The sequence below is a fragment of the Enterococcus alishanensis genome (genome assembly GCF_019218635.1).
Lineage (GTDB): Bacteria > Bacillota > Bacilli > Lactobacillales > Enterococcaceae > Enterococcus_A > Enterococcus_A alishanensis.
On the sequence record NZ_JAHUZB010000001.1, the window covers coordinates 106,608 to 132,879 of the forward strand.

Sequence of the window (26,272 nt, forward strand, 5' to 3'; positions counted from 1 at the left end):
AAAATAAGGGTAGAAAAATTATGAATGGAGGAAACTTGTGTGAAACAAAAAGTTGCCGTTTTAGGCCCTGGTTCATGGGGGACTGCCTTGGCGCAAGTATTAGCTGAGAATGGTCATGATGTGCATATTTGGGGTGACAACCAAGCACAAATGGATGAGATTAACACGTATCACACGAACCGTCATTATTTACCAGATCTAAAAATTCCTGACAGCATTGTCGCTGAGAAGAGTTTAGCTGATGCCGTCAAAGATGTGGATGCAGTTTTATTTGTAGTACCAACTAAAGCCATTCGTGTTGTTGCTCGTGAATTTAATCAAGTGGTGAAAAATCAACCAGTGATTATCCATGCCAGTAAAGGCTTGGAACAAGGCAGTCATAAACGAATTTCAGAGGTTTTAGCAGAAGAAATCGCTCCAGAAAATCGTCAAGGAATAGTTGTTTTATCTGGACCAAGTCATGCTGAAGAAGTAGCGGTTCATGATATTACGACAATTACAGCTGCGAGTGACGAGGAAAACTTAGCGAAATACGTCCAAAAATTATTTATGAATGATTATTTCCGAATTTATACTAATACAGATGTGGTTGGCGTTGAAACTGGCGCGGCATTAAAAAATATTATTGCCATCGGTGCTGGTGCTTTAGCTGGTTTAAATTATGGCGATAATGCCAAAGCCGCAATTATGACTCGTGGCTTAGCAGAAATCAGTCGTTTAGGCGTGGCAATGGGTGCTAATCCATTAACTTTTATCGGTTTAAGCGGTGTTGGTGATTTGATTGTGACTGGAACATCGGTTCACTCGAGAAACTGGCGAGCTGGTAATCTATTAGGTAAAGGCCATAAATTGGATGAAGTATTAGAAAATATGGGTATGGTGGTTGAAGGTGTTTCGACAACGAAAGCTGCCAAGGAATTATCAGAAAGCTTAGGCGTTGATATGCCTATCACTGAAACAATTTATGATGTTTTATACAATGGAAAAGAAGTGCGCCAAGCTTGTAACGATTTAATGACACGGGAGGGCACTTTCGAAAATGAATTTACACTATAATTTATCAGGAGGCCCCATTATGCAAGTAAAAAAAGCAGTTATCCCTGCTGCGGGTTTAGGAACAAGATTCTTACCAGCAACTAAAGCAATGGCTAAAGAAATGTTGCCGATTGTTGATAAACCAACGATTCAATTTATCGTAGAAGAAGCTTTAAGCTCTGGAATTGAAGACATTTTAATCGTTACAGGAAAAGCCAAACGTCCGATTGAGGATCATTTTGATGCCAACATCGAATTGGAAACCAATCTAAAATCAAAAGGCAAAACAGATCTTTTAAAATTGGTGGAAGAAACTACCGATGTGAATCTACATTTTATTCGTCAATCTCATCCTAAAGGTTTAGGTCATGCAGTCTTGCAAGCCAAAGCTTTTGTCGGCAATGAACCATTTGTTGTGATGTTAGGTGATGACTTGATGGAAAGTGAGGTTCCTTTAACCAAACAGTTGATGAATGATTATGAAACAACTCATGCTTCAACAATTGCAGTGATGCAGGTTCCTCAAGAAGAGACTTCAAAATATGGAATCATTAATCCTGAAGGACAAGTGGAAAAAGGCTTGTACAATGTTAAGAATTTTGTAGAAAAACCAAAAGCTGATGAAGCTCCAAGTAACTTAGCGATAATCGGACGTTATTTGTTAACACCAGAAATCTTTGAAGTTTTAGAAAATCAAGCACCTGGTGCTGGTGATGAAATTCAATTAACTGATGCCATTGATAATTTGAATAAAACACAACGGGTTTTTGCTAGAGAATTTACCGGCAAACGTTTTGATGTTGGTGATAAATTTGGTTTCATGACTACTAGTATCGAATATGGTTTGAAACATCCAGAAATCAAAGACAAGTTGAGAGAATACATTATTGAACTTGGTCAAGAATTAGCGCCTAACGAAAATAAAAAATCAGAGTAAAACAATTGAAGTCTCCTTTTCTAAATAATGAAAGGGGGATTTTTTGTTTATATCTTAAAGTAAATGGTATAATAATGGATAATAAGTAAGGGGTGATGTCATGAGTCTAGGAGGAATTGCAGCAATCATCGCAGCTTTGGCGTTTGTTGTATTGGTGATTTATTTAGTGAAGGTCTTAAATCAAGTAGCCGGTACCGTGTCTAAAGTTGACGACACCGTCAAGGAAGCCAATAATACGATCGACGTATTAACAAAAGATGTTGATTTGCTGATGGTTCAAGTTGAAGGGCTTTTGGTGAAAAGTAATACGTTGTTAAACGATATCAACGGTAAGGTTGAAACGATTGATCCATTATTTACCGCAGTCGCAGATTTAAGTGAGACCGTTTCTGATTTGAATTTATCTAGTCGTCATTTAGTAGATAAATTTGCAGATGTAGGAAAAACAACCGCTAAAGCAACTGTTGCTGGAAAAGTGGGTAGTGCGACTTTAAAATTTTTCAAAAAACGTAATCAAACAGTTAAATAAAAATTGGAGGGATTTACTATGGCAAAAAAAGGACATTTTTGGGCAGGTGCGATTCTTGGTGGTGCAGCCGCTGCAGCCGTTGCTCTTTTATTAGCACCAAAATCAGGGCGTGAATTAAGAGATGATTTAGCGAAAAAAGCTGATGATTTTATGGACTTAGCGAGTGATTATACAGATGATTTTGTTTTGAAAACAAATGAATTTGGTGAAGTCGTAAAAGAACAAGCCAGCAATTTAAAAGATAAAGTAAGCGATACTGCTGATGACATGCAAGATGCAGCTGATGACTTATCTGACAGCTTGAAACAACAAAGTGAAGACTTGTCAGATCGTTTTCGCAAAGCAGCTAGTGAAGCAGCAGATACCGCCGATATTGTGATTAATGCTGATGAAATGGAACGAGAAGTTGCTGAAGAAGATGAAGTATTGAGTGATGAAGATCCAGCACCGCTAGAAGATTTAAAAGAATTAAAAGAAGATTTGGAAGAAAACAATCCAGAATAATTTTTCTAAAGAAAAAGAGGTCGAGAAAAAATTTCTCAACCTCTTTTTTAGTACTTGGATTGGTAAACAAACTAGGTCTACCAATTTTTTTAAAGAATGATTAATTCTTTAGAAGTTTGGGTAAATGGAATACAACCATCTTTAGTAACATAAACGCAGTCTTCAATCCGCACGCCGACATCATCAGGTAAATAAATGCCCGGTTCTAGAGAGAAGCACATACCTTCTTTGATTTCCATATCATTGCCGCCAACAATTGATGGGAATTCATGGATCGTCGTACCAATGCCATGACCTAAACGGTGATTAAAGTATTCGCCATAACCAGCGTCTTCAATCACATCGCGGGCAATTTTATCTAATTGAGCGGCAGTAATCCCTGGTTTTACGGCAGCTTGCGCTTTTAATTGTGCTTCTAAAACAAGGTCATAAATTTTCTTAATATGATCGGTTGGTTCGCCACAAGCAACTGTTCTAGTGGCATCGCTACAATAACCGTTAACGATAGTTCCAAGATCAAATAAAACTAATTCATTTTGTTTCACTGTATTTTTACCTGGTGAACCATGAGGATTTGCAGCATTTGCTCCCGCTAAAACTTCAGTTGGAAAGGACATTTGCTTGATTCCTTGTTTTTTCAACTCGTATTCGATTTCGGCTACGATTGATTCTTCCGTTGCACCAGCCTTGACCATCTTAAAACCAATTTCAAAAGCTAAATCCGCACTGCGACCAGCTTCGACTAATTTGTCGCATTCTTCTTTAGTTTTATAAAGTTGTAATTGTTGAATCATCGGCGTTAAATCAGCTGAAAAATCAGCATTGCCAAAAGCTTCAACTAAAATTAAATACCGATCTAAAACTAGTTGGCCTTTTTCCAAAGCCACTTTTTTTACATCGCCATAGCGTTTTTTGATCTCTGCGATAATAATCTTCCAAGGGTCTTCACTGTCTAAATATCCTACTACATCAAAGGGCCAGCTACTTGCCTTAGCACTTTCAACTTCTAATCCCGGAGCAAATAAGAAAGGATCTTTTTCCAGCGGAATGAAAAGAGCAAGCACCCGTTCCATCGGATTGCTTTCAAATCCTGAGAAATAGCCAATATGGGCTGGATCTGAAATATAGGCTAAATCAACTTGATTGGCGGCCATCCATTTGCGTAATTCTGAAACTTTTTCTTGATTCATTACATATCCTTCTTTCTGTTAAGCTTAAAGCTATTGTATCACTTGTTCATTTTATTGAAAAATAAAAATGATAAAACGCTTACATTTTTAAAAAGAATCTAGTGTAAAACGGTTGCAATAATCATGACAGCGTGCTATTATCTTTTAGAAATGTAAATGATATTTTCAGAAAACACGAAACAGAACAGGAGAAATATAAATGGAAAAACAAACAATTACAATTTACGACGTTGCTCGTGAAGCCAATGTCTCAATGGCGACCGTCTCTCGGGTCGTAAATGGCAACCCAAATGTAAAACCAACCACTAGAAAAAAAGTTTTAGAGGTGATTGATCGTTTAGATTATCGACCAAATGCCGTTGCGCGTGGTTTAGCAAGTAAAAAGACAACTACAGTCGGCGTCATTATTCCTGATGTGAGCAACATGTTCTTTGCTTCATTAGCACGCGGAATCGATGATATTGCGACCATGTACAAATACAATATTATTTTAGCTAATTCAGATGGCGAAACCCAAAAAGAAGTCAATGTATTAAACAATTTATTAGCAAAACAAGTAGATGGTGTGATTTTCATGGGACACCGTATCACTGATGAAATCAGAGCTGAATTTTCTCGCTCAAAAACACCGATTGTTTTAGCTGGTTCGATTGATCCAGATGTACAAGTAGGTAGTGTTAATATTGATTATCGTCAAGCGACAAAAGAAGCCGTTGATCTTTTAGCAAGTCATGGCAATGAAAAAATCGCTTTTGTCAGTGGCGCTTTAATTGATCCAATTAACGGACAAGACCGGATGAGCGGATATAAAGAAGCTTTAGAAAACCACAAATTAAAATACAGCGAAGGTTTAATTTTTGAAGCGCCGTACAGCTTTAAAGAAGGTTTAGCTTTAACAGACCGTATTTTAAACAGTGGTGCAACAGCGGCATATTTAACCGATGATGAATTAGCGATTGGCTTATTAGATGGTTTAATCGACAAAGGTATCAAAGTACCAGAAGAATTTGAAATTGTGACTTCGAACGATTCATTATTAACTGACGTGGCTCGCCCTCGTTTAACTAGTGTGACTCAACCACTTTATGATATCGGTGCGGTTGCTATGCGTTTATTAACTAAAATGATGAATAAAGAAGATTTAGAAGAAAAAACAATTATCTTACCTCACAGTATTTATGAAAAAGGTTCAACAAAATAAAAATTTTAGACCGGTTCTTTTTGAATCGGTCTTTTTTTAGATAAGGAGAATAAAGATGGACAACATATCTATTCAAAAAAGAATTGATCATTTTCAAGCTTACGGCAATCAGCTAAAAGGAGCGAAGGTTTATTTTCGAGAAGATTGGGGTACCATTTATTTTGATTTATTAGGAAAACAGTTTGGTATGATGAGTCCTGAAGCAAGTCCTGAAGCATTGATTACCTTAAAAAACTTACCTGAAAAAAATGAAGAATTGCGGGAACTTTATCCTGGAATGATTATTCCTGGCTATTACGCTAATAAAAAACATTGGAATTCAATCAAGTTAGCTGTGGAAGAGATAAGCGATTCTGAAATCGAAGCAATGATCGCCCGTTCTTATGATTTGGTGTTAAAGAAATTAACAAAGAAACAACAAGCAGAGATTTTGGAATAAATAATTAATCTTTTTAAAACAAATATTGTATAATTATAATGGTAGCGCTTAATCAGCTACGGCTTATCTAAAATTTATAAAGGAGATGAGAGAATGAACAAGGGTTTTAAGAAGTTATTATGGTTGGTTTTACCGGTTTTTTTAGGAATATTTGCGATTAGTTTAACGAATCAAGCAGATGCTGCCAGTAGTGGACAACAAAATATTTATCGTTTGTACAATCCTAACAGTGGCGAACATTTCTATACTTCAAACACCAGTGAAAGATGGGGATTAGTTCGAGCGGGCTGGCATAATGAAGGAATCGGCTGGGTAGCACCAGAAAAAAGTGATTCCCCGGTTTACCGTTTGTATAATCAGAATGCAGGGGATCATCATTATACGTTGAGCGCCAGTGAACGAGATGGTTTAGTTAACGCAGGCTGGAAAGCTGAAGGAGTCAATTGGTATTCTGATGATGCGAAAACAGCCCCCGTTTATCGGGCTTATAATCCTAATGCAGTAGCAGGATCTCATAACTATACAACTAGCAGCAGTGAACAAAATCATATTGTCTCGGTTGGTTGGAAAGATGAAGGTCATGGTTGGTATGCAATCAGTGCCACAGGAAGTGAACCTTCTGTACCAATCACACAAGATGATGGATATGTTTCCATTGAAGCGGTTATGAATTTGTCTGGTACCGGCGGTTATCATTCTAAAGTGATGATTAATTCAAAAGGTGGCGGGACAGTAGCTTCATTTGGGATTCAAGTTGATCCAGATAATGCTCGTTTTCCCAATCAGCCAGCCTATTTGTTGGAAAATATAAAAAGTAATGCAGCTGAAGCCGGTCCTGTAGGAAAAGAATATTTATTTATTCAACAAGCAGCTTTAAATCAAGATATTAAAGTTCGTTTGTCATGGTATCCAGATCAAACTTTGAAAGGCTATGTCAATGATGTTCAAATAGTTGAAACTAAAGCCAATTTAACTGGACCATTTACCTTTGGTGCAGAAGCTAGTGTTAGAAAACGTGATGAAAGTGTTGACGCCTATTTGAAAGATGTCACAGTCAAGGCAGGTAATCCGAATGACGTTAATCATTTAGGTATTATCAAAGCAGCTAAAGACGGCTGGAACAATGATGATTTTAATTTCTTTGGTTTACGAGCTGATTTGATTAAAGAAGGGACAGTTCATAATAGTAATGACGCCTTTACGACAAATGACGCAAAATTATACAAACCAAGTTTCAGAATTCATGGAACTGCCAATATCGCACCAGGCTATGATTGGGATACTTCTTTCCAATTGCCAGGTGGACATCCATTATCAGGTTTAGCAATGGTTGCGCAGAAACAATAAAAAAAGCTGGGGAGTAAGGTTTGAAATGACCTTACTTCCCAGTTTTTTTGCTTATTTTTATTCATCATCATCTTCATCGTCAGAGGAATTGTTACCTTTATTGTCCCAATAATTTTTATAATTGGCATCGGTGCCGCCAATCCCAAATTTATAAGTATTGTCTGCGGGACCACCAGTTGCCCAAAGGGAGGTAGTGTCACCGCCGGGAACAGAAATATTTTTCCCTTCAAAGGCAACTTTACCTTCTTTCAAACCAGTAAATTCACTGACTTTCTCTTTTTTAACACTGTCATCTAATTCAAATTTTTCCTTCGGATCAAATAATGACGGCGCGACAGAGTAAATCTGGTTAGCCAGATAAGCCATATAAGTGGCTGTTCTATTTCCAGTACCATCAGCCATCGCTGAGTTATCATCTTTTCCTGTCCAGCTACCTAAAGTTAATGAAGGAGATGAAACAATTAGCCAATTATCCGCAGAATCATCTGCTGTACCGGTTTTACCCACCCAATCGACGGAAGCCAAAGTATTATTTGTACTATATAAAATAGATTTAAATGGTGTTGTTTCTTGTTCATCAATAACGGAACGCATCATGTCATTCATAATTGAAGCCGTTGCTTTTGAAAATACTTCGGTTCCTTTTGATTCATGTTCATATAAAGTTTTACCATTTGCATTGGTAATCGAATCAATCAGGTAACCTTCTTGATAAACCCCTTCATTGGCTAAGGTTTGGAAGCCGTTGACCTCGGTTAAAGTAGAAACACCGGTCGTTCCTAGGGCCGCAGATTCTAAGCCCCAGCTGCTAGCTTCTGGGAAGTTCATTTTAGATAAATACGTATCGTAGACGTAGCTAGTTGAACCTTTTTGCGTCAATATATCTTGATATAAATGATAGGCTGAAATATTTGAAGATTGTACAATAGCGTCTCGGGCTGTTAAGAAAGTTCTTGTCCCGTTGTTAGTCGCATTTTTTAATCGCTTGCCATTGTTTTTGCCTTCTTGATAAGTCGTTGGATAATCAGAAATACGACTTTCTGAACCAATTAAGCCTTGATCAATTGCTGGTCCGTAAACTAATAAAGGTTTGATGGAAGAAGCAGCTTGACGAGAAGTATCGAAAGCATGATTTAGTTGATTAGTGCTATAATCCCGACTGCCAATAAAGCCATAGATTTTTCCGGTTTTATTATCCATCAAAACTGAGCCAGTCTCGACAGTGACTCCTGAGCCATCATCTAAATAAGAACCGTAAGAAGTAACACTTTGTTGCATCGCATCATAAATATTTCGGTTAATCGTGGAATTAATGGTTAAACCTTGATTTTGAATACTTAAAGTTGCTTGTTCAACATAGCGATTGCTGACAGATTCATTTTCAAAATCAGCATCACTGACGCCATCTTTTTTAGCTGCTTCTTTTGCCAATAAGTTAATTGCTTCATTATAGACGGTGTAATATAAGAAGCCATGTTCATCAACAGTTAATTCTCCTTGTGGCAAGAAATCATTGGAGATGTCATAATTCACAGCTTTTTCATAGCGGTCTTTACTAATCGCACCTTCGCGATACATATTGAATAAGACATTTCTTTGTCGCTCGATACCCAATGAATAGTCATCTTTTAGTTCACCGGTATTGGTGTAGGGACTGTATACGATTGGACTTTGAGGCAGGCCAGCAATAAAAGCAGATTGGGCTAACGATAAATCTTTGGCATCGACACCAAAAATTCCTTGGGCAGCCTCTTCTACGCCAGCAATATTTTGTCCTTTATTATTACGACCAAATGGAGAAATGTTTAGGTAAGCCGTTAAGATTTCATCTTTGCTTAAATATTTTTCAACATCCATGGCTAATAAAATTTCATTGGCTTTTCGTTTAAAAGATGTTTCGCTGGTTAACACTTGCTGTTTTACTAACTGTTGTGTCAAAGTTGAGCCACCAGACCCTGAGCCTAGACCAGTAACTTCACCTAATAGTGCACGAATAACTGCTTTTGGAACGACTCCTTTATGCTTGTAAAAGTATTCATCTTCAGTCGCTACAATGGCTTTCTTGACCCATGGAGAAATTTCGTCTCCGTCGACTTTTTGCCGGATAGGATCAGTATTTATGGTAGCAATGTTTTGACCGTCATCATATTTTAAAAGAGAGCCTTCATTTACATTCGAGATGTCTTGTCGGACATCGGTCTTGGTTAATGAGGAGGTGCCTTCGACTAAATTAGCGAAATAACCGACGCCAATTCCCAAAGCCAGCATGCCAGCTAAGAAAAGGACGGTAGTAAAACCTAGCAGCAAAGATTTCACAACGCTTATCGATACGTTAAGAAAAAAACTGCCACCTAATCTTTGCGGATTTTTCTTTTTTATCTTTTTTGGATTTTTCTTTGAAACCAAAGATTTCACCTCGTTAAATTCATTTCAATCACCAGTGAATTATAGCAAAGTCTTTACATGTTTCACAAGCGCTTGACAGTTTTGTAACACAAACTTCAAATAAATCCAGTCAAAATGAAATTTTAAGCTTTTATTTGCGTTTTTTTTCAGTTAAGATGGGTGATATACCATATTTTAGGAGGAAAATGAGATGCATTCGGACTTTTTTCAAGAATTAAAAAACCGCGGATTAGTCTACCAAGTAACAGACGAAGAAGCTTTAGAAAAACAATTAAATGAAGAGTCTGTCAAATTATATATCGGATTTGACCCAACGGCTGACAGTTTACATATTGGACATTTGTTACCAATTCTAACGTTGCGTCGTTTCCAACAAAATGGTCATGTGCCAATTGCCTTAGTTGGTGGCGGGACAGGCATGATTGGTGATCCATCATTTAAAGATGCGGAACGTCAATTGAACACATTAGACACAGTTAAAAATTGGTCAGAAAGTATTAAAAACCAGCTTTCTGGCATTATTGATTTTGAAAATAAAGAAAACCCCGCGATTGTGGCGAACAACTATACTTGGTTGAGCGAACTTTCAATGATTGACTTTTTACGGGATATTGGTAAAAACTTTACGATTAATTACATGATGAGTAAAGAAAGTGTGAAGCGCCGGATTGAAACGGGGATTTCTTATACTGAATTTGCTTACCAATTGTTACAAGCTTATGATTTCCAACAATTATATGAACGTTACGGTTGTCTATTACAACTAGGTGGTAGCGATCAGTGGGGCAATATTACTTCAGGAATAGAATTAATCCGCCGTGAAAAAGGTGTTCAAGCTTTTGGTATTACGATGCCGTTAATTACTAAAGCAGACGGCACGAAATTTGGTAAAACAGAAGGAAACGCAGTCTGGTTGGATCCAGAAAAAACTTCTCCATATGAATTTTACCAATTTTGGATTAATACTGATGACCGTGATGCTGTGAAATTCTTAAAATATTTCACATTCTTAAGCTTAGCAGAAATTTCTGAGATTGAAGCTGAATTTGCTAAAGCACCAGAACAACGTTTGGCACAGAAACGTTTAGCTGAGGAAGTAGTTACGATCGTTCACGGAAAAGAAGCTTACCAACAAGCGGTTCGTATTTCAGAGGCATTGTTTTCTGGCGATGTGAAAAATCTAGCCGCTGAAGAAATCCAACAAGCCTTTAAAGACGTGCCAAGTTATCAAGTTAAGGGCGAAGATGATTTGAATCTAGTAGAAATCTTAATTACAGCTGGCATTGAAAACTCAAAACGTCAAGCCCGTGAAGATATTACTAATGGTGCCATCTATCTGAATGGGGAACGGATACAAGATACGGCTTACACATTATCTGATGCTGATAAATTAGCTGGTGGCTATACAGTCGTTCGTCGTGGTAAGAAAAAGTATTTTGTTTTAGAATTTTAAAAATGGGGCGAGGCAACAGTCTCGCCTTTTTTGTGTGAATTAGCGAGGAGAAGAAAATGGGTACAATTTTAATTAATTCTTTTGGATTATTTGTAATTATCTTTTTTGGTTTTTTAGTTAAAAGAGTCGGTCTGCTATCAAAAGTAGACGGAGATACTTTATCCAGAATCATCATCAATGTTACCTTACCCGCAGCTGTGCTGGTAAACTTACAAAAATTAACCGTCCATGTCAATTTATTGTTTTTGATATTGGCAGGTTTTTTACTAAATCTATTGATGGTGGTAGTTGGCAATTTATTATCGAAAAAACAAACCACTACTGAACGGGAATTTATCATGTATTGCGGCTCAGGTTACAATATTGGTAATTTTGCTTTGCCTTTTCTGCAAAGTTTTTTGCCACAAGCGATTCCGTTTCTTTCTTTTTTTGATATTGGTAATTCCATTATGCTAGCCGGAGGTACGAATGTTGCTGTTGATAATTTAGTTGGCGATGAAAGAGAAAAACCTAATTTATTTTCGATTGTTAAGCGATTAGGGACGTCGGTTCCTTTTATGTGTTACTTGGTGATGTTCATTCTGCGGAGTTTTTCCATTGATTTACCGGCGAGCTTTTTTCAAATTATGCAACCAATTGCTAACGCCAATGCCTTTTTATCGATGTTTGTGATTGGCTTGTATCTAGAATTACGTCTGCCAAAAAAAGATTTTTCGGTCGTTGTTCGTTTATTAAGTATCAAATATTTTTTCGGAATTATTATTGCGGTGATTTTTTTCTTATTACCTTTGCCTAATTTAGTAAAAGTTGTGTTGTGTCTAGTTTCTGTTGGCCCCATTCCCATGTTTGGTGTTGTGAATAGTGCGAAAGCCGGCATGCCACAAGAAGTAATTGGTTTTAGTTCTAGCTTAAGTTTTTTAATTAGTTTGCCCCTCATGACAGCTATGTTACTATTTATGTTATAAAAGAAATTGGAGGAAATTATGTTAATAGGATCTCATGTTGGAATGAAAGGCAAAGAAATGTTGTTGGGCTCTGCTAAAGAAGCGGCTAGTTATGGTGCCACAACATTTATGATTTATAGTGGCGCGCCGCAAAATACCAAAAGAAAACCAGTTGAGGAGATGAATATTCCTGCTGGTGAAGCTTATATGAAGGAACACGGTCTTAGTAATATTGTGATGCACGCTCCCTACATTATTAATTTAGGGAATACGACCAAACCAGAAATGTTTCCTTTTGCCGTACAATTTTTAAGAGAAGAAATTATGCGTGCAGAAGCCTTAGGTGCGACTCAAATAACTTTACATCCTGGTGCTCACGTAGGTGCAGGTGAAAAAGCTGCGATGGATCAAATTATAAAAGGGTTAAATGAAGTCCTAACCAAAGATCAAAAGGCTCAAATCGCTTTAGAAACAATGGCTGGTAAAGGAACCGAAGTTGGTAAAACTTTTGAAGAATTGGCTTATATGATTGATGGCGTGACATTAAATGAAAAATTGTCAGTCACTTTCGACACTTGTCATACCAATGATGCCGGCTACAATGTCAAGGAAGACTTTGATGGTGTGATGGCGGATTTTGATCGAATTATCGGTTTAGATCGTTTAAAAGTCTTACACATTAATGATTCAAAAAATCCGATTGGTGCTCACAAAGATCGTCATGCCAATATTGGTCACGGCACAATCGGTTTTGAAGCACTTAATAAAATTGTCCATGATGAACGTTTTAGCCATGTCTCAAAAATTTTGGAAACACCTTATGTTGGTCCAGATAAAAAGACTGCTTATGCACCATATGGCAAAGAGATTGCGATGTTCAGAGCAGGTACTTTTGATCCAACTGCTTTTCCTGAATTAGAAGCATAGAAGTTTTAAAAAATAAACTTTTCTTTTACAGAGAAGTCTAGTAAAATATGATGGGAATGTTACCAGAAAGGAGCGGTGAACATGAGTGTCGGGATGATCGTATTATTTATTGTGATCGGAATTGCCATTGGGGCAGTCGGCGGGTTCTTCTTAGCTCGTAAATATATGATGGATTATTTCAAAAAAAATCCACCAATTAACGAAGATATGCTACGTCAAATGATGATGTCTATGGGCCAAAAACCATCTGAGAAAAAGATTCGTCAAATGATGCAACAAATGAAAAATCAACAATAAGGATTCATGAGAGCAATCTTAAGAGGTTGCTCTTTTTTATCGTTAACTTACTAATCTTTAGTAAGCAAATTAATCGACAGAAAATGATTATGGATGTATTGTAAGAACAAACGGAGGGAAAACAAATGTATGATGTAATCGTAATCGGTGCCGGTCCTGCAGGGATGACCGCTGCCTTATATGCTTCCCGTTCTAATTTGAAAGTATTATTGTTGGAACGTGGTGCCCCTGGCGGACAAATGAATAATACAGCTGAAGTGGAAAATTATCCTGGTTTCGAATCAATCATGGGACCAGAATTATCACAAAAAATGTTTGACAGCGTCGAAAAATTTGGGACAGAAAATGCTTATGGCATTGTGCAAGATATTAAAGATTTAGGCACACATAAAGAAGTCATTACTGAAGACCAAACCTTCGAAGCGAAAACAGTTGTCATTGCAACTGGATGTAACCATCGTAAACTAGGTGTGCCAGGTGAAGAAGAATATGCTGGTCGCGGTGTCTCTTATTGTGCCGTGTGTGACGGTGCCTTTTTCCGTAACAAACGATTAATCGTTGTTGGTGGTGGTGATTCTGCAGTTGAAGAAGCGATTTATTTAACTAATTTTGCTGCTGAAGTAGTTGTTGTTCATCGTCGTGACCAATTACGGGCGCAAAAAATTATTCAAGACCGCGCTTTTGCCAATGAAAAAATGTCTTTCATTTGGGATAGTGTTGTTGAAGAAATTCATGGTAATGATATGGCTGTTACAGGAGTCCAAATTAAAAATCTAAAAACTGGCGAAGTGACTGAAGAAGCAGCTGGTGGAATCTTTATTTATGTTGGTTTAGAACCATTAACTGAACCATTTATCAATAGTGGTATTACCAATCCAGCAGGCTGGGTAGAAACCGATACTGAAATGAAAACAAGTATTCCTGGTGTCTTTGCTATTGGTGATGTGCGTAACAAAGATTTGCGTCAAATTACAACTGCTGTTGGTGAAGGCGGTATTGCTGGTCAACAAGTCTATAAATATATTGAAGAAAATGCCTAATAATCTAAAGCAAGATGAACTTTTTTGAGTTTTTCTTGCTTTTTTTTGCTGGACTTTGGCTTTGCGTAGAATAACGACAATGGTATACTTATTAAGAATAAAAATTAAAAAGAGGTGCAAGATATGTCTTGGGAAAAAGTTTACGAACAATGGGCCGATTCTGATAAATTAGATGATACCTTAAAAAAACAATTGGCAGATTTAGCGAACGATCAGGCAATGAAAAAAGACGCTTTTTATAAACCTTTAGAATTTGGAACTGCCGGAATGCGGGGAATTATTGGACCTGGTATTAATCGGATGAATATTTTTACGGTACGACAAGCAACAGAAGGCTTAGCACGTTTCATGGATACACAAGATTTGGCAACTAAAAAACGCGGGGTAGCAATCGCCTACGATTCTCGTCACATGTCACCAGAATTTGCAATGGAGGCAGCAAAAACATTAGCTAAACATGATATTCCATCTTTTGTTTTTGAAAGCTTACGGCCAACACCAGAATTGTCATACGCGGTTCGTTTTGAAGAAGCTTTTGCGGGGATTATGATTACTGCATCCCACAACCCTGCCGCTTATAACGGCTACAAAATCTACGGCGAAGATGGTGGTCAAATGCCACCTGAGCACGCGGATGCTTTAACAGCTTTTGTGCGCCAAGTAGAAAATCCTTTGGAAGTTGAAATTCTATCTGAAGAAGCAGCGAAACAGGCTGATTTAATCCATATCATCGGTGAAGAAATCGACACCGCTTATTTAAAAGAAATGAAAACTGTCACGATCAATCAAGAGCTAATCAATGAAATGGGCGAAGAACTAAAACTAGTTTATACACCATTACACGGTACTGGTGGCATGTTAGGTGAGAAAGCTTTACAACAAGCCGGCTTTAAATCTTATATGTTAGTGCCAGAACAAGCTATTGCTGATCCAGATTTCTCAACTGTGAAGTCACCAAATCCAGAAGAGCCAGGCGCTTTTGAATACGCTATGAAGTTGGGTGAAAAAGAAGATGCTGATTTATTGATTGCCACCGATCCAGATGCCGATCGATTAGGTGCAGCAGTTCGTTTACCAGATGGCAGTTATCAAGTGTTAACTGGAAATCAAATTGGTGCAATATTGATTCGCTATATATTACAAGCCCATCAAGATGCAGGAACCTTAGCTAAAAATGCCGCTGTTTTAAAATCAATTGTTTCTAGTGAGCTACCGACTGCAATCGCTAAAAGCTACGGCGCAGAAATGATTAGTGTCTTAACTGGTTTCAAATTTATCGCTGAAAAAATTCAACAATATGAAGATGATGGTTCTCATACCTTTATGTTTGGCTTTGAAGAAAGCTATGGCTATTTGATCAAACCATTCGTACGAGATAAAGATGCGATTCAAGCATTGATTTTATTAGCAGAAGTAGCAGCTTATTATAAAAAAGCTGGTAAGACTTTATATGATGGTTTACAAGATATCTTAGCTGAATATGGCTATTTTGCTGAAAAAACAATTTCTATTACTTTGGATGGGGAAGCTGGAGCTGCAAAAATTGAAGAAATTTTAGGTAATTTACGCCAAGAAGCGCCTAAAGATTTTGCTGGTATAAATGTTGTCTTAACCGAAGATTTCTTAAAAAGAGAAACAACAGACGAAAGTGGTAAAATAAGTCTGATCGAAATGCCACCATCAAATGTTTTAAAATATGTTTTAGCAGATGAAACTTGGATCGCCATCCGTCCTTCAGGGACAGAACCAAAAATTAAGTTTTATATCGGCGTGAAAGGTGAAAGCCAAGCTGATGCAGTCAATAAGCTTGAAACTTTTGAAACAGCTATTAAACAATTGACTGAATAAAGGAGCTACAAGATGAAGGAACATGAAGAAATTTTAACCGTCAGCCGCTTTTATAAAGTACTAAGTGATCCCACTCGTCTAAAAATATTGATGTTTTTGAAAGATGGCGAACGCAATGTTTCTTCTATTTCAGAAAAATTAGCCATGGAACAAAGCGCAGTCTCTCATCAACTAAAATTATTACGGGATAACCGACTAGTTAAAGCGCGCCGCGATGGTAAAGCCATGCTGTATAGTCTAGATGATCATCATGTCCTAGATATTTTAGATCAAACTTTCCAACATATTTTACATCAATAATTCAACTAGTGATTTCCGATTTTATTTGGAAAATCACTAGTTTTTTTTGTTAGATTTCGCTATACTGAAAGTTAAACATTAGAAAACGATGAAATAAAATTAACATTTTAATGATGGAGGGACATTATGGCAGAACCAATCAAGATTGGCTTACTAGGTATGGGGGTTGTCGGCACAGGCGTCTTAGAGAATTTGGCTGAAAACCAAGAGAAATTAACCAACCAAATCGGGCGCTCCTTAACGGTGACGAAAGCTTTCGTCCGCCCTTCCAAAGAAAAAGAAAGACTAGCTGAAAAATTTGATTTAACTTTGGTTTATGAGGTTGAAGAAATTTTACAAGATTCAGAAATAGCTATTGTCATTGAGACGATGGGAACCATTGAGCCTGCGAAAGCTTACATTTCGGCTAGTTTAAAAGCTGGCAAGCATGTTGTAACTGCTAATAAAGATTTATTGGCGACACATGGCACCGAATTAATTGAATTAGCAGCAGAAAATCAAGTCAATCTTTATTATGAAGCTAGTGTTGCGGGTGGGATTCCGATTTTACGTACTTTAGCCACTAGTTTTGCTGGAGACAATATTTCAAAAGTTTTAGGAATCGTCAATGGCACCACTAATTTTATGCTGACGAAAATGGTTCAAGAACAACGAACCTATCAAGATACATTGGATGAAGCAACTGCTTTAGGTTTTGCTGAAAGTGATCCTACTAATGATGTTGATGGAATAGATGCGGCTTACAAGATGGTCATTTTAAGTAAATTTGCTTTTGGCATGACGATTACGATGGATCAGATGACGATTCGTGGCATTCGTGGATTATCGGCTGAAGATGTTGCAGTTGCTGGAAAACTAGGCTATGCAGTAAAACTAATCGGTTCAGCAATTAAAATTAACGACAGCATCCATACTGAAGTCGGACCGGTTTTAGTACCGAAAAATCATCCACTGGCAGCTGTTCAAAACGAGTATAATGCTGTTTTTGTAGAAAGTTCCGGTATCGGTGAGTCAATGTATTATGGTCCCGGAGCTGGTGGACGGCCGACTGGCACAAGTATCGTAGCGGACCTTGCAGCAATTGCTCAAGAAATAGAAAACGGTACTACAGGAAGACCATTTAGTCCGTATCAGCAAGAATTAAAATTGACTCCGAAAGATCAAATCATTAATTCTTATTTCTTCTCTTTAGAAATGCCGGATCATTCAGGTCAATTTTTAAAGTTGGCTGAAATTTTTACTAAACTAGATGCTGGATTCGAACAAGTCTCTCAAGCTAAAGGTGATGGTGAAAAAGCTAGAGTAGTGATTATTACTCATCCTATATCAGAAACAACGTATGCCGAAATTCAAAATCAAATCCAATTAAAAACCAAATTCAAATTTATCTCGTCAATGAAAGTTATGGAGGAAAAATAAATGTATCAAGGCCTATTAGAACAATATAAAGCGTATCTACCAATCACTGAAAACACACCAATGATTTCTCTAGCAGAAGGAAATACACCACTGATTCCTTTACCAAATTTATCCAAAGAATTAGGCATTACCTTATATGGAAAGTATGAAGGATTAAATCCAACTGGCTCATTTAAAGATCGTGGGATGGTGATGGCAGTGGCAAAAGCGGTAGAAGATGGCGCCAAAGCAATTATTTGTGCCTCTACTGGAAATACTTCGGCAGCAGCTGCGGCTTATGCGACTAGAGCGGGAATTAAAGCCTATGTGGTGATTCCAGATGGAAAAATTGCCATGGGAAAATTAGCCCAAGCAATTATGTATGGCGCTGACATTATTTCGATTCCAGGTAATTTTGATGAGGCTTTAAAAGCTGTACGTGACATCGCCAAAACTGAAGCAGTGGCACTAGTAAACTCAGTCAATCCTTATCGTTTAGAGGGACAAAAAACTGCTGCCTTTGAAATATGTGAACAATTAGAAAAAGCACCAGATGTTTTAGCGATTCCGGTGGGAAATGCTGGAAATATTTCAGCTTACTGGAAAGGCTTTAAGGAATGGCATGAAGTTAAAGGAACAGCTCTACCAAGAATGCATGGATTTGAAGCAGAAGGTGCAGCTGCGATTGTGCGCAATGAAGTAATTGAACAACCAGAAACAGTCGCGACAGCTATCCGTATCGGAAATCCTGCCAGCTGGAAATTAGCAGAAGCAGCCCGCGACGAATCAAACGGTTTTATCGATGCGGTAACTGATGAAGAAATTTTAAATGCTTATCGAAAAATTGCTGCCCAAGATGGTGTATTTGTAGAACCAGGTTCAGCAGCTTCTTTAGCCGGTGTCATTCAACATGTTAAAAATGGACGTATTAAACCAGGCGAAACAGTTGTATCGATCTTCACTGGTAATGGCTTAAAAGATCCAGATACTGCAATTAATGAATCAAATGTGAATATTTCAAAAATGAGTGATCTAGAAGATATGCGTAATCATTTGCGGGAAGGCGTGGCAAAGCTATGAGAATTCGTGTGCCTGCAACTAGTGCTAATTTAGGACCAGGCTTCGATTCTTGTGGCTTGGCAGTCTCGCTTTATTTAGAGATTGAAGTCGGTGCAGAAAGTTTGGACTGGGAGATTGAACATAATCTTACAGCTGAAATTCCCACTAATAAAAAAAATTTATTGATTCAAACAGCATTAAGATTGGCACCAAATTTAACGCCTCATAAGATAAAAATGATTTCTAATATTCCAGTTGCTAGAGGATTAGGTTCCAGTTCTTCGGTGATTGTTGCAGGAATTGAGTTGGCGAATCGATTGGGTAATTTAGGTTTAACACAAGAAAGAAAAATAGAGATAGCAACAAAAATCGAAGGCCATCCTGACAATGTTGCGCCAGCAATTTGCGGAGGATTTGTGGTTGCTAGCTATATTGATGAAAAAGTCAGCTATGTGAAGCATCATTTTCCTGACTGTGATATAATCGCGGTGATTCCTGAAACGCAATTGCTGACTAGCAGCAGCCGCGGCGTTCTACCTGAAGAAATGCTTTATGGTGAAGCAGTAAAAGCCAGCGCTATCAGTAATGTCATGATTGCTGCAATTTTGAATGGCAATCTATCATTAGCGGGAAAAATGATGGAAAAAGATCTATTTCATGAAATTCATCGTAAAAATTTAATTCCAAATTTTGCTGAAGTTCGCAAAACTGCCAAAATAAATGATGGCTATGGTAGTTTTTTAAGTGGTGCCGGTCCAACTGTATTAATTTTAAGTCCCTATGATAAAACCAAACAAATTGTAAAACAATTAATGAAAATAAAATCAACTAGTAAAATAGAAGTTTTGGCGATTGAACAAGAAGGCGTACAAGTTTTTTAAATAAGATGTATTTCAGCTCTAATAATTAGTAGGGAGACTACTAATTATTAGAGCTTTTTTTGATAAAAATATTTATTATTCTTTTTTTAGATATAAAATAAAATTAAATAATTATAAAATAAAAAAGATGGTATAAATATCACTTGAATAAATAAAAAATATCCATTTTTAAAAATAAAAGAGCAAATATAATTATAAAATAAGTTATTTTTGGAAAAAAATTGACTTTTTATTGTTAATTAAATAGAATGATTGTAAGGATATTATAATTATTTTTGAATAAACATTTAATATAACGCTTTTTTCATATACATATTTTTAAATATTTATTTATATAAAGTTATTTTTAACACTTGATTTTGTGTAGTTAGTAACAAGTGAAAAAGAAAAGGGGGTGTGTAATCTTTGAAGGGGCATTTTGGGAAAAGGAAAGTAAAACACACAAAAAAATTGAAACTATTGGTAACGATTTGTTTGATATCTAGTACACTCGCACCAATTTTTCCTGGACTTACTTTTATTGAGGCAAAAGCAGCTGTCGGAGAATCTTCGCTGCAAACAATCAGAAGTAACATTGTAGAAAATGAATTACCAAGCATTACAAAATCAAATGAAACAGTCAAAGAAAAAGAACCAGCAAGGGGAGTCACTTCTTTAGTACCAGAAAATGTGGAACCTGAAAAAAAAGTTGATAGTTCCGCTGATCTGACTCAGGCGGCGGAGAGTAAAATCACGATTGTTGATACAGGGATAATTTTAAAAAATGATGGGACATATATTCTAACAGATTCGCCAGAAATGTATTATGAAGATCCATCGCAATTTCCTATATCCGGAGAAATCAAAGGAGAGGGAGAATATGATGAAAACACAATTATCGAATTTACGAATAGCAACTCATACTTAGAAAATAGAATTTATTCTGAGCCACGAACAGGTGATGGAAATAATAAAGTGCAACAAATTATCAGAACTGAAGGAACACAAAGTAATTTAACTATTTGTCGAAACTCAACACTAGATGTAACGACAACTTTAGATTATGGCATTTATGTGGACCACTTAAATATTGGTGAACCAACGGAACTTGTTAGATTGCCTGTAACTTTAAACGTTAATGCTAATCAGATTGGTATATATACACCTGCAGGAATTACGAATTATACAGGGAGTGCTACAGCAAGGGCTACTAAAGCAGGAATTAGTGTTGTGGATGATCTGGCGCCTGATCGGGAAGAATATGTAGAAGTTAACACATTTGTAGAAAATATGGATTTGGGTGCATTTGGCGAGGCGCAGCCATCTTATGAGGGTCGTTTTGATACAAGTATGACTGCCACAGCAACTGATCCTGATAGTACAGGTGCATTATTAAAATTTGTGAATTTAAAAGGTGCTACTTTAAATGCCACTGGAGAAAAATACGGTCTTTTTGATGGTGGTATAACAGTTTTAGATACAGCAAATGACGATTACGCATCACCATCTCCTACTTACATTTCCAATATTTCAGGAACAAGTACTGATGGGATTGGCTTTTTTTCGTTTATGGATTTTCGGAATGATGCGGGAATAGTTACTGGAAAAACAACTAACGGAATAGGACTTGAGGCATATAATATTACTATGACGGATCAAAATGAGACAGGGAATGCTCCTGAAGTCAACGGCATGACGGGGACTGGTTTTGGTATCTTGACACGAACTTATGATTCTTATAGTGATAGTCTATCTATCGGAAGCATTAATGTGACAAGTGGAAAAATTAACGGTCATACACAGGATGGTACAGGGATTATGTCTAGTATTAGCGGACAGTTATTTAATCTTGCTGATATTGAAGTTTCTGGAACGGCCACAATAGGGCAAGGAATCATTGGTAGTCAACTCACTTTATCTAATCAAGTACAATCAGGTGCACCGAAACTTGATTTTACTGCTACTTCAAATGGTAGTTCTACAGCGACAATGTCAATGGTAAAAAAAATTTTAGCAACTCAAAGTCAAGAGTCTGGCATAAGTCTTGATAAATTTCCAAGTTCAGTAGGGGTAGTTGCTCTTGAAGGATTGGAGGTCGATTCTCAAGGGGGAATGGGCTTTGATACTAATTTTACTGCAACTGCGCCAATTAATGAAGATAATTCTTATGGTGTGTACAGTCCAGAAGGATCTGAATCGGGAGTAAACATCCAAGGAATAAAATATACCAATATTGTAATTGCTGGTGATATCGGTATGCAGACCGGAGCTTTATCTATGGGACGCTCAGATGAAACAAGTGATGCAAGTCCAGTTTTCTCGGTTGATGTAGATGGTCGTACGGCGGGTATCAATGCTCCCCGATTTATAATTTCTTTTAATGGATATAATAGCACTAGCGAAGACATGCAGATAAATATCGAAGCATCTGAAGGAAACGGCATTAACGTACCATATGGATTACAGTGGGATATAATGACATACGATCAAAAATGGCGTTTACCTGTTAATATCACAGCAACTGATACGGGGATTTCTGCACCAGATCCTGCTGCTTCTGGAAGTGCCTCCTATTATCAGTCAGGGATTAATATTTTTAATGTTGGTTTAGTGATTGACAATGCTCGTTTGGGTTTTTCTGCGATCAAACAGGAAAATTATAGTTTGCGTGATTCTACAATTAAGATTAATAGTTCTGAGGATGGGCTAGTATTTGATGAAGAAGGCGGAAGTGGTTATGGATATGGATCTATAGAAAATACAACAGTGGACATTGATAGTGGTACTTATGGGTTGAAATTAAATCAACTATATAATATTAATTTTTCTAGTTATGTAGACGGAGGAACGACAGCAACGGATAGCCCAATTAAAGTTACTGCAGACCAATATCCGATTTGGGTTAGTGGTAGCGAGATGGTAAATATCAGTAACGACTCAGGTAACCATGAAGAAACGGGAGATCCTCTAGGAAATACATTTTCTTTTATTGCGACCTCGCGTAATTTAGTACCAGATAAAGCTGATTATCCAGCGCTTTATGTTGAAAACTATAATGTTGAGATGAACAATAACGAAGGGGTTCAATTCATTGAAAACTACCAAACAGCCGTCTCACAGCCTTTCAACACTACTCCGAGTTCTCCATATAAAACTACGAATCCTTTCAATGTTGAAAAATATGGAAACTATCAATGGTCTGCAACGAGAACTGATACAGGTGGAGATGTAGTAATTGATGAAAGTCAAATTGCTAATAATCAACTTTCAACTAACGATATTTCATATACGGAAGCTAAATTAACTGCAAGTCGTGAAAAATATCTTACTGACGAAAGAATCTTTAATGCGGATGTTTCTGGAGATGATAAAAAAATCCTCCATCAAATCAACATGATTGTTCGCCGTGAAGAACAATATAAAGTAACTTATGACGGTAACGGTGCAGATGGTGGAGATGTTCCAACTGATAGTAATCTTTATTCTGAAAATGATTCAGTAAATGTCGCATCACAAGGGAACTTAACGCTAACGGATCACACCTTTGTTGGCTGGCTGAATAGTGCCGATGGTCAGGTTTATCAAAATCCGCAAATTGCTAGCTCACCGACGACTTATAAAATGGGAAAATCAGATGTGACGTTCACTGCACAGTGGCGTTCGAATAGTGTTGTCGAAGAGTTATCTTTAATCGATGGAAAGATACCGAGTCATTTAAACTTTGGCACTCATGAGATTCAATACGACACGGATAAAACTTTTTATGCGACAGATGATGGAACAAATACTGAAAATGGTTCAGCCAACAATTTGACAACCGGTGAAATAGGTATGCTAGATACTCGATTGGGAACGGAAGGTTGGAGTTTAACAGTTAAGCAATTGGCTCAGTTTAAGACAAGTACTAATCAAGAATTATCTTCAGCTGAATTAGGTTTTAAAGTAGGACCATTAGATACAAGTCAAAGTACAGGAGGTATTCCGAGCGGTGTCGATGATGAAGAGATCACTCTAATTCCCGGCAATGCAACAGAATTATTGCGAGCTTCCAATGGACAGGGAAAAGGAACAGTGACACTGCCAATCGAACGCTTCACGTTAAAAATTCCAAAAACGGGTGCAAAGCATGTAGGACAAAGCACCACAGAAGTAGAGTGGTTATTGTCAAATGTGCCATAGACAGAGGAGAGGGGAAAAACAATGAAAAAGTGTTTAATTAAATTTTTTTCCAGTCTGTTCTTAAGTATCTTGATACTTTTGAGCATGGCCTCTGCTGGGTTTGGGGCACAAACGGTAGATAATGAGGGAAATGGTTCAAATGCACAAGTTGGTTTTTATGAAAAATCTGATCCCCCGCCTACTGAAAGCTCCACGTCCGAACAAAACAGATCAACTGTACCATCAACCGGTGGGACTAAACCTAATGGTCGTCTACCTCAAACCGGTATGTTGATTAAATGGTCATTGGTGGGTTTGGGAATTGGTGTAGTGATATTTTGTATGATGATTTACCTAACAAAGCTAGTAAAACATTTAATGTTTTATTATAAAAAAAATTAAGGAGAGAAGATTATGAAGAAAAAAGCATTAGGATACGTATTGAGTATTATTGGTTTATCAGCAGTATGTGTTACAGCGGGGTTACAGAGTGTAGAAGCGGTTCAAACAAAAACTACTAAAGGAGAAGTTACTTACACTGACGGGACCTTAGATTTGGATGATAGTGATGCTGCTTTGCCAGATAATTTATTGTTTGGTTCTCATGAAATTCAATATGATGCAGACAAAGTTTACTATGCCACTGATGATGGCACAGATAATGAGAATGGTTCAGCTTCTAATATCACGACTGGTAAAGTTATTGTAACGGATAATCGTAGTAGTGCAACAAATGGTTGGGTTGTAAAAGTTCAACAAGCTGAACAATTTAAATTAGGAACAGATGAGCTAAATGGTGCAGTATTATCAACTTACGGTAATCCTAGAGCATTAACTAATATCACTGGTTCCAATGATTTTGATCCAATTGAAAATAAACTAGAATTAGTACCAGGATCAGATAGAACAGTTTTAAATGCAGTGACTTCTGATAGTGCAAAAGGAACAACTGAACTAGATCTAACTCAGTTTACTTTGGAAGTTCCTAAAGAAGCATCTAAAGCTGTCGGAAAGTATGAATCTACTATCAATTGGACAGTTACAGCAGCTCCAGCTCCATAAGATTATTTAAAAGAATAGCTCAAACATTTTCTTAAAGTTAATGTTTGAGCTTTTTTATAGCAAAGTTAAATGAGAAGTGAGGGAAGAAGATGAAATTCAAAAAGTTAGTTACTGTACTATGTAGTCTTTTTTTTATAACTAGTGCCTTTTTTTTCGTGGAGCAAGTGGAAGCAGCAGGTGGACTACGATTTAGTGTGAAACCTAATATTCCAGATAATCAACATAATAAAGAGGTTACTTATTATGATTTAATGATGTCGCCAGGTCAATCACAGGAAATCACCGTTACTTTAAGAAATACTTCAGACAGTGATGTTACAGTAGTTCCTAAAATTAATTCTGCAATGACCAATTCTGGTGGGGTAGTTGAATACTCTAATTTTGAAAATAAAGAACGAATTTACGACGATAGCTTGAAATATAATATAGAAGACATAGTGAAATTAAATGAAGAGACTGTCACTTTAGCGCCAGAAGAAGAGCGAGAATTAGCGATGACGATTACGATGCCCGCGGAAGAATATGATGGTGTAATCGCCGGTGGTATTTATTTAAGTCAACAAGATGATTCTACTAATGAAGAAGCTTCCGGAACAAATATTAAAAATTTATTTGGCTATGAAATTGCCATCTTATTACGAAATAATGAAACAATAGTTACGCCAGAAGTTGTTTTTGACGGCGCTGTAGCCAACCAACAAAATGTAAGAAATGCGATTTCTTTAAAAGTTCGGAATACTTCAGCTACATACATTAATAAAGCTCATTACAAAGCTGAACTTAAGCGAGAAGGATCGGATGAAGTGATCGTTGAAACGGATCAGGAGAATATGCAGTTTGCGCCAAATACTATTTTTGATTTGTTCTTGCCGATGGATGGCCGACGTTTTGAAGCAGGAGATTATGTTTTAACTGGTTCGGTTACATCAGGAGAGAATGAATGGCCTATCGAAGAAAGCTTTACTATCACTCGCGAGGAAGCGGATAAGTTTAATGAGGCCGATCCAGATGTGGAACCAGAAGATTACACGATGGTGATTATTTTAGGGGTCTTAGTAGCAATTTTTGCTTTAGCAGCAATTTTCTTAATCCGTAAGAATAAACAACAAAAAGCCAAATTAAAAGCTTTAGAAGAAAGTCAGAATACTCCTGATAGTCTGAAACAAATCACAGAAGAACAATCAGTAGCTAGTGAATCAACTAGCGAAACAAGTAATGAAAACAATGAAGTAGAAAATAAAGTAGCTGATACATCGTCAGTTGAAAAAACCGAAGAAACTAAGACTGAGGATGAACCAAAAGATTAAACAAAAAAGCTAGTGAATCGAGAAAAATATC

General features: G+C 37.1%; 23 protein-coding genes. 21 read left to right on the forward strand and 2 right to left on the reverse strand.

All coding sequences use genetic code 11. The features are described 5' to 3' along the window. The first annotated feature begins 39 nt into the window (after positions 1 to 39). The 4 genes from KUA55_RS00555 (at position 40) to KUA55_RS00570 (ending at position 3,005) form a co-directional block, all read left to right on the forward strand. The gene (locus KUA55_RS00555; RefSeq protein ID WP_343214696.1) at positions 40 to 1,056 is read left to right on the forward strand and encodes an NAD(P)H-dependent glycerol-3-phosphate dehydrogenase; all 1,017 of its coding nucleotides are present in this window, start codon (positions 40 to 42) and stop codon (positions 1,054 to 1,056) included. 19 nt (positions 1,057 to 1,075) lie between these two features. Further along, the gene (gene galU, locus KUA55_RS00560) at positions 1,076 to 1,972 is read left to right on the forward strand and encodes a UTP--glucose-1-phosphate uridylyltransferase GalU (protein WP_218324224.1); all 897 of its coding nucleotides are present in this window, start codon (positions 1,076 to 1,078) and stop codon (positions 1,970 to 1,972) included. A 100-nt stretch (positions 1,973 to 2,072) separates the two neighbouring features. After that, positions 2,073 to 2,501, forward strand: a complete 429-nt coding sequence (locus KUA55_RS00565) for a DUF948 domain-containing protein (RefSeq protein WP_218324225.1) — start codon at positions 2,073 to 2,075, stop codon at positions 2,499 to 2,501. A gap of 18 nt (positions 2,502 to 2,519) precedes the next feature. Continuing rightward, positions 2,520 to 3,005, forward strand: coding sequence for a YtxH domain-containing protein (locus tag KUA55_RS00570; protein WP_218324226.1), 486 nt, complete (start codon positions 2,520 to 2,522; stop codon positions 3,003 to 3,005). An 89-nt stretch (positions 3,006 to 3,094) separates the two neighbouring features. Here the strand turns inward: KUA55_RS00570 and KUA55_RS00575 are convergent, their stop codons facing one another. Then, positions 3,095 to 4,195: a M24 family metallopeptidase gene (locus tag KUA55_RS00575; RefSeq protein ID WP_218324227.1), complete on the reverse strand. Its 1,101-nt coding sequence runs from the start codon at positions 4,193 to 4,195 to the stop codon at positions 3,095 to 3,097. A 199-nt stretch (positions 4,196 to 4,394) separates the two neighbouring features. Here KUA55_RS00575 and ccpA point away from each other — a divergent pair, with 199 nt between their 5' ends. From ccpA to KUA55_RS00590, 3 genes are all read left to right on the forward strand, one after another. Beyond that, on the forward strand, positions 4,395 to 5,396 hold the full coding sequence (gene ccpA, locus KUA55_RS00580; protein WP_218324228.1) for a catabolite control protein A: 1,002 nt from the start codon (positions 4,395 to 4,397) through the stop codon (positions 5,394 to 5,396). A 55-nt stretch (positions 5,397 to 5,451) separates the two neighbouring features. Next, positions 5,452 to 5,835 carry an MmcQ/YjbR family DNA-binding protein gene (locus tag KUA55_RS00585; protein WP_218324229.1) on the forward strand — a complete coding sequence of 128 codons (384 nt, stop codon included), beginning with the start codon at positions 5,452 to 5,454 and terminating at the stop codon, positions 5,833 to 5,835. Between the two features lie 93 nt (positions 5,836 to 5,928). Beyond that, the gene (locus tag KUA55_RS00590; RefSeq protein WP_218324230.1) at positions 5,929 to 7,182 is read left to right on the forward strand and encodes a hypothetical protein; all 1,254 of its coding nucleotides are present in this window, start codon (positions 5,929 to 5,931) and stop codon (positions 7,180 to 7,182) included. 57 nt (positions 7,183 to 7,239) lie between these two features. Here KUA55_RS00590 and KUA55_RS00595 read toward each other — a convergent pair whose 3' ends face one another. Next, entirely contained in the window at positions 7,240 to 9,588 is a 2,349-nt protein-coding gene (locus KUA55_RS00595; protein ID WP_218324231.1) for a transglycosylase domain-containing protein, read from the reverse strand. Positions 9,589 to 9,778: 190 nt separating this feature from the next. Here KUA55_RS00595 and tyrS point away from each other — a divergent pair, with 190 nt between their 5' ends. The 14 genes from tyrS (at position 9,779) to KUA55_RS00665 (ending at position 26,241) form a co-directional block, all read left to right on the forward strand. Continuing rightward, positions 9,779 to 11,041 (forward strand): tyrosine--tRNA ligase, encoded by a 1,263-nt coding sequence (gene tyrS, locus KUA55_RS00600; RefSeq protein WP_218324232.1) that lies wholly within the window; start codon positions 9,779 to 9,781, stop codon positions 11,039 to 11,041. A 56-nt stretch (positions 11,042 to 11,097) separates the two neighbouring features. Further along, a complete protein-coding gene (locus KUA55_RS00605) occupies positions 11,098 to 12,006 on the forward strand; it encodes an AEC family transporter (protein WP_218324233.1) in 909 nt (302 codons plus the stop codon). 18 nt (positions 12,007 to 12,024) lie between these two features. Further along, complete coding sequence (locus tag KUA55_RS00610; RefSeq protein ID WP_218324234.1) at positions 12,025 to 12,912, forward strand: deoxyribonuclease IV; 888 nt, start codon at positions 12,025 to 12,027, stop codon at positions 12,910 to 12,912. Positions 12,913 to 12,993: 81 nt separating this feature from the next. Continuing rightward, on the forward strand, positions 12,994 to 13,209 hold the full coding sequence (locus tag KUA55_RS00615; RefSeq protein WP_218324235.1) for a YneF family protein: 216 nt from the start codon (positions 12,994 to 12,996) through the stop codon (positions 13,207 to 13,209). Positions 13,210 to 13,334: 125 nt separating this feature from the next. After that, positions 13,335 to 14,249 carry a thioredoxin-disulfide reductase gene (gene trxB, locus KUA55_RS00620; protein WP_218324236.1) on the forward strand — a complete coding sequence of 305 codons (915 nt, stop codon included), beginning with the start codon at positions 13,335 to 13,337 and terminating at the stop codon, positions 14,247 to 14,249. Between the two features lie 123 nt (positions 14,250 to 14,372). Next, positions 14,373 to 16,097, forward strand: coding sequence for a phospho-sugar mutase (locus KUA55_RS00625; protein WP_218324237.1), 1,725 nt, complete (start codon positions 14,373 to 14,375; stop codon positions 16,095 to 16,097). Positions 16,098 to 16,109: 12 nt separating this feature from the next. After that, positions 16,110 to 16,397, forward strand: coding sequence for an ArsR/SmtB family transcription factor (locus KUA55_RS00630; protein ID WP_218324238.1), 288 nt, complete (start codon positions 16,110 to 16,112; stop codon positions 16,395 to 16,397). A 126-nt stretch (positions 16,398 to 16,523) separates the two neighbouring features. After that, positions 16,524 to 17,816, forward strand: coding sequence for a homoserine dehydrogenase (locus KUA55_RS00635; protein WP_218324239.1), 1,293 nt, complete (start codon positions 16,524 to 16,526; stop codon positions 17,814 to 17,816). Continuing rightward, positions 17,817 to 18,875, forward strand: coding sequence for a threonine synthase (gene thrC / locus KUA55_RS00640; RefSeq protein ID WP_218324240.1), 1,059 nt, complete (start codon positions 17,817 to 17,819; stop codon positions 18,873 to 18,875). It begins immediately after the preceding gene. Next, positions 18,872 to 19,735: a homoserine kinase gene (gene thrB / locus KUA55_RS00645; protein WP_218324241.1), complete on the forward strand. Its 864-nt coding sequence runs from the start codon at positions 18,872 to 18,874 to the stop codon at positions 19,733 to 19,735. Before thrC ends, thrB begins: the two co-directional genes overlap by 4 nt. A gap of 405 nt (positions 19,736 to 20,140) precedes the next feature. Then, a complete protein-coding gene (locus tag KUA55_RS00650) occupies positions 20,141 to 23,893 on the forward strand; it encodes a WxL domain-containing protein (protein ID WP_218324242.1) in 3,753 nt (1,250 codons plus the stop codon). A gap of 21 nt (positions 23,894 to 23,914) precedes the next feature. Beyond that, on the forward strand, positions 23,915 to 24,274 hold the full coding sequence (locus KUA55_RS00655) for an EF2685/EF0750 family sortase-dependent surface protein (RefSeq protein WP_218324243.1): 360 nt from the start codon (positions 23,915 to 23,917) through the stop codon (positions 24,272 to 24,274). 12 nt (positions 24,275 to 24,286) lie between these two features. Beyond that, positions 24,287 to 24,934 (forward strand): WxL domain-containing protein, encoded by a 648-nt coding sequence (locus KUA55_RS00660; protein ID WP_218324244.1) that lies wholly within the window; start codon positions 24,287 to 24,289, stop codon positions 24,932 to 24,934. A gap of 89 nt (positions 24,935 to 25,023) precedes the next feature. Then, positions 25,024 to 26,241: a WxLIP family cell surface protein gene (locus KUA55_RS00665; protein ID WP_218324245.1), complete on the forward strand. Its 1,218-nt coding sequence runs from the start codon at positions 25,024 to 25,026 to the stop codon at positions 26,239 to 26,241. Positions 26,242 to 26,272: the final 31 nt, after the last annotated feature.

Excerpts from the sequence above, each read along its gene's own strand:
- KUA55_RS00590 (WP_218324230.1), top strand. The coding sequence starts at position 5,929 with ATGAACAAGGGTTTTAAGAAGTTATTATGGTTGGTTTTACCGGTTTTT.
- thrB (WP_218324241.1), top strand. The coding sequence starts at position 18,872 with ATGAGAATTCGTGTGCCTGCAACTAGTGCTAATTTAGGACCAGGCTTC.
- KUA55_RS00660 (WP_218324244.1), top strand. The coding sequence starts at position 24,287 with ATGAAGAAAAAAGCATTAGGATACGTATTGAGTATTATTGGTTTATCA.
- KUA55_RS00625 (WP_218324237.1), top strand. The coding sequence starts at position 14,373 with ATGTCTTGGGAAAAAGTTTACGAACAATGGGCCGATTCTGATAAATTA.
- KUA55_RS00635 (WP_218324239.1), top strand. The coding sequence starts at position 16,524 with ATGGCAGAACCAATCAAGATTGGCTTACTAGGTATGGGGGTTGTCGGC.
- KUA55_RS00605 (WP_218324233.1), top strand. The coding sequence starts at position 11,098 with ATGGGTACAATTTTAATTAATTCTTTTGGATTATTTGTAATTATCTTT.
- KUA55_RS00655 (WP_218324243.1), top strand. The coding sequence starts at position 23,915 with ATGAAAAAGTGTTTAATTAAATTTTTTTCCAGTCTGTTCTTAAGTATC.
- KUA55_RS00615 (WP_218324235.1), top strand. The coding sequence starts at position 12,994 with ATGAGTGTCGGGATGATCGTATTATTTATTGTGATCGGAATTGCCATT.
- galU (WP_218324224.1), top strand. The coding sequence starts at position 1,076 with ATGCAAGTAAAAAAAGCAGTTATCCCTGCTGCGGGTTTAGGAACAAGA.
- KUA55_RS00665 (WP_218324245.1), top strand. The coding sequence starts at position 25,024 with ATGAAATTCAAAAAGTTAGTTACTGTACTATGTAGTCTTTTTTTTATA.
- ccpA (WP_218324228.1), top strand. The coding sequence starts at position 4,395 with ATGGAAAAACAAACAATTACAATTTACGACGTTGCTCGTGAAGCCAAT.
- tyrS (WP_218324232.1), top strand. The coding sequence starts at position 9,779 with ATGCATTCGGACTTTTTTCAAGAATTAAAAAACCGCGGATTAGTCTAC.
- trxB (WP_218324236.1), top strand. The coding sequence starts at position 13,335 with ATGTATGATGTAATCGTAATCGGTGCCGGTCCTGCAGGGATGACCGCT.
- thrC (WP_218324240.1), top strand. The coding sequence starts at position 17,817 with ATGTATCAAGGCCTATTAGAACAATATAAAGCGTATCTACCAATCACT.
- KUA55_RS00575 (WP_218324227.1), bottom strand. The coding sequence starts at position 4,195 with ATGAATCAAGAAAAAGTTTCAGAATTACGCAAATGGATGGCCGCCAAT.
- KUA55_RS00585 (WP_218324229.1), top strand. The coding sequence starts at position 5,452 with ATGGACAACATATCTATTCAAAAAAGAATTGATCATTTTCAAGCTTAC.
- KUA55_RS00610 (WP_218324234.1), top strand. The coding sequence starts at position 12,025 with ATGTTAATAGGATCTCATGTTGGAATGAAAGGCAAAGAAATGTTGTTG.
- KUA55_RS00565 (WP_218324225.1), top strand. The coding sequence starts at position 2,073 with ATGAGTCTAGGAGGAATTGCAGCAATCATCGCAGCTTTGGCGTTTGTT.
- KUA55_RS00570 (WP_218324226.1), top strand. The coding sequence starts at position 2,520 with ATGGCAAAAAAAGGACATTTTTGGGCAGGTGCGATTCTTGGTGGTGCA.
- KUA55_RS00630 (WP_218324238.1), top strand. The coding sequence starts at position 16,110 with ATGAAGGAACATGAAGAAATTTTAACCGTCAGCCGCTTTTATAAAGTA.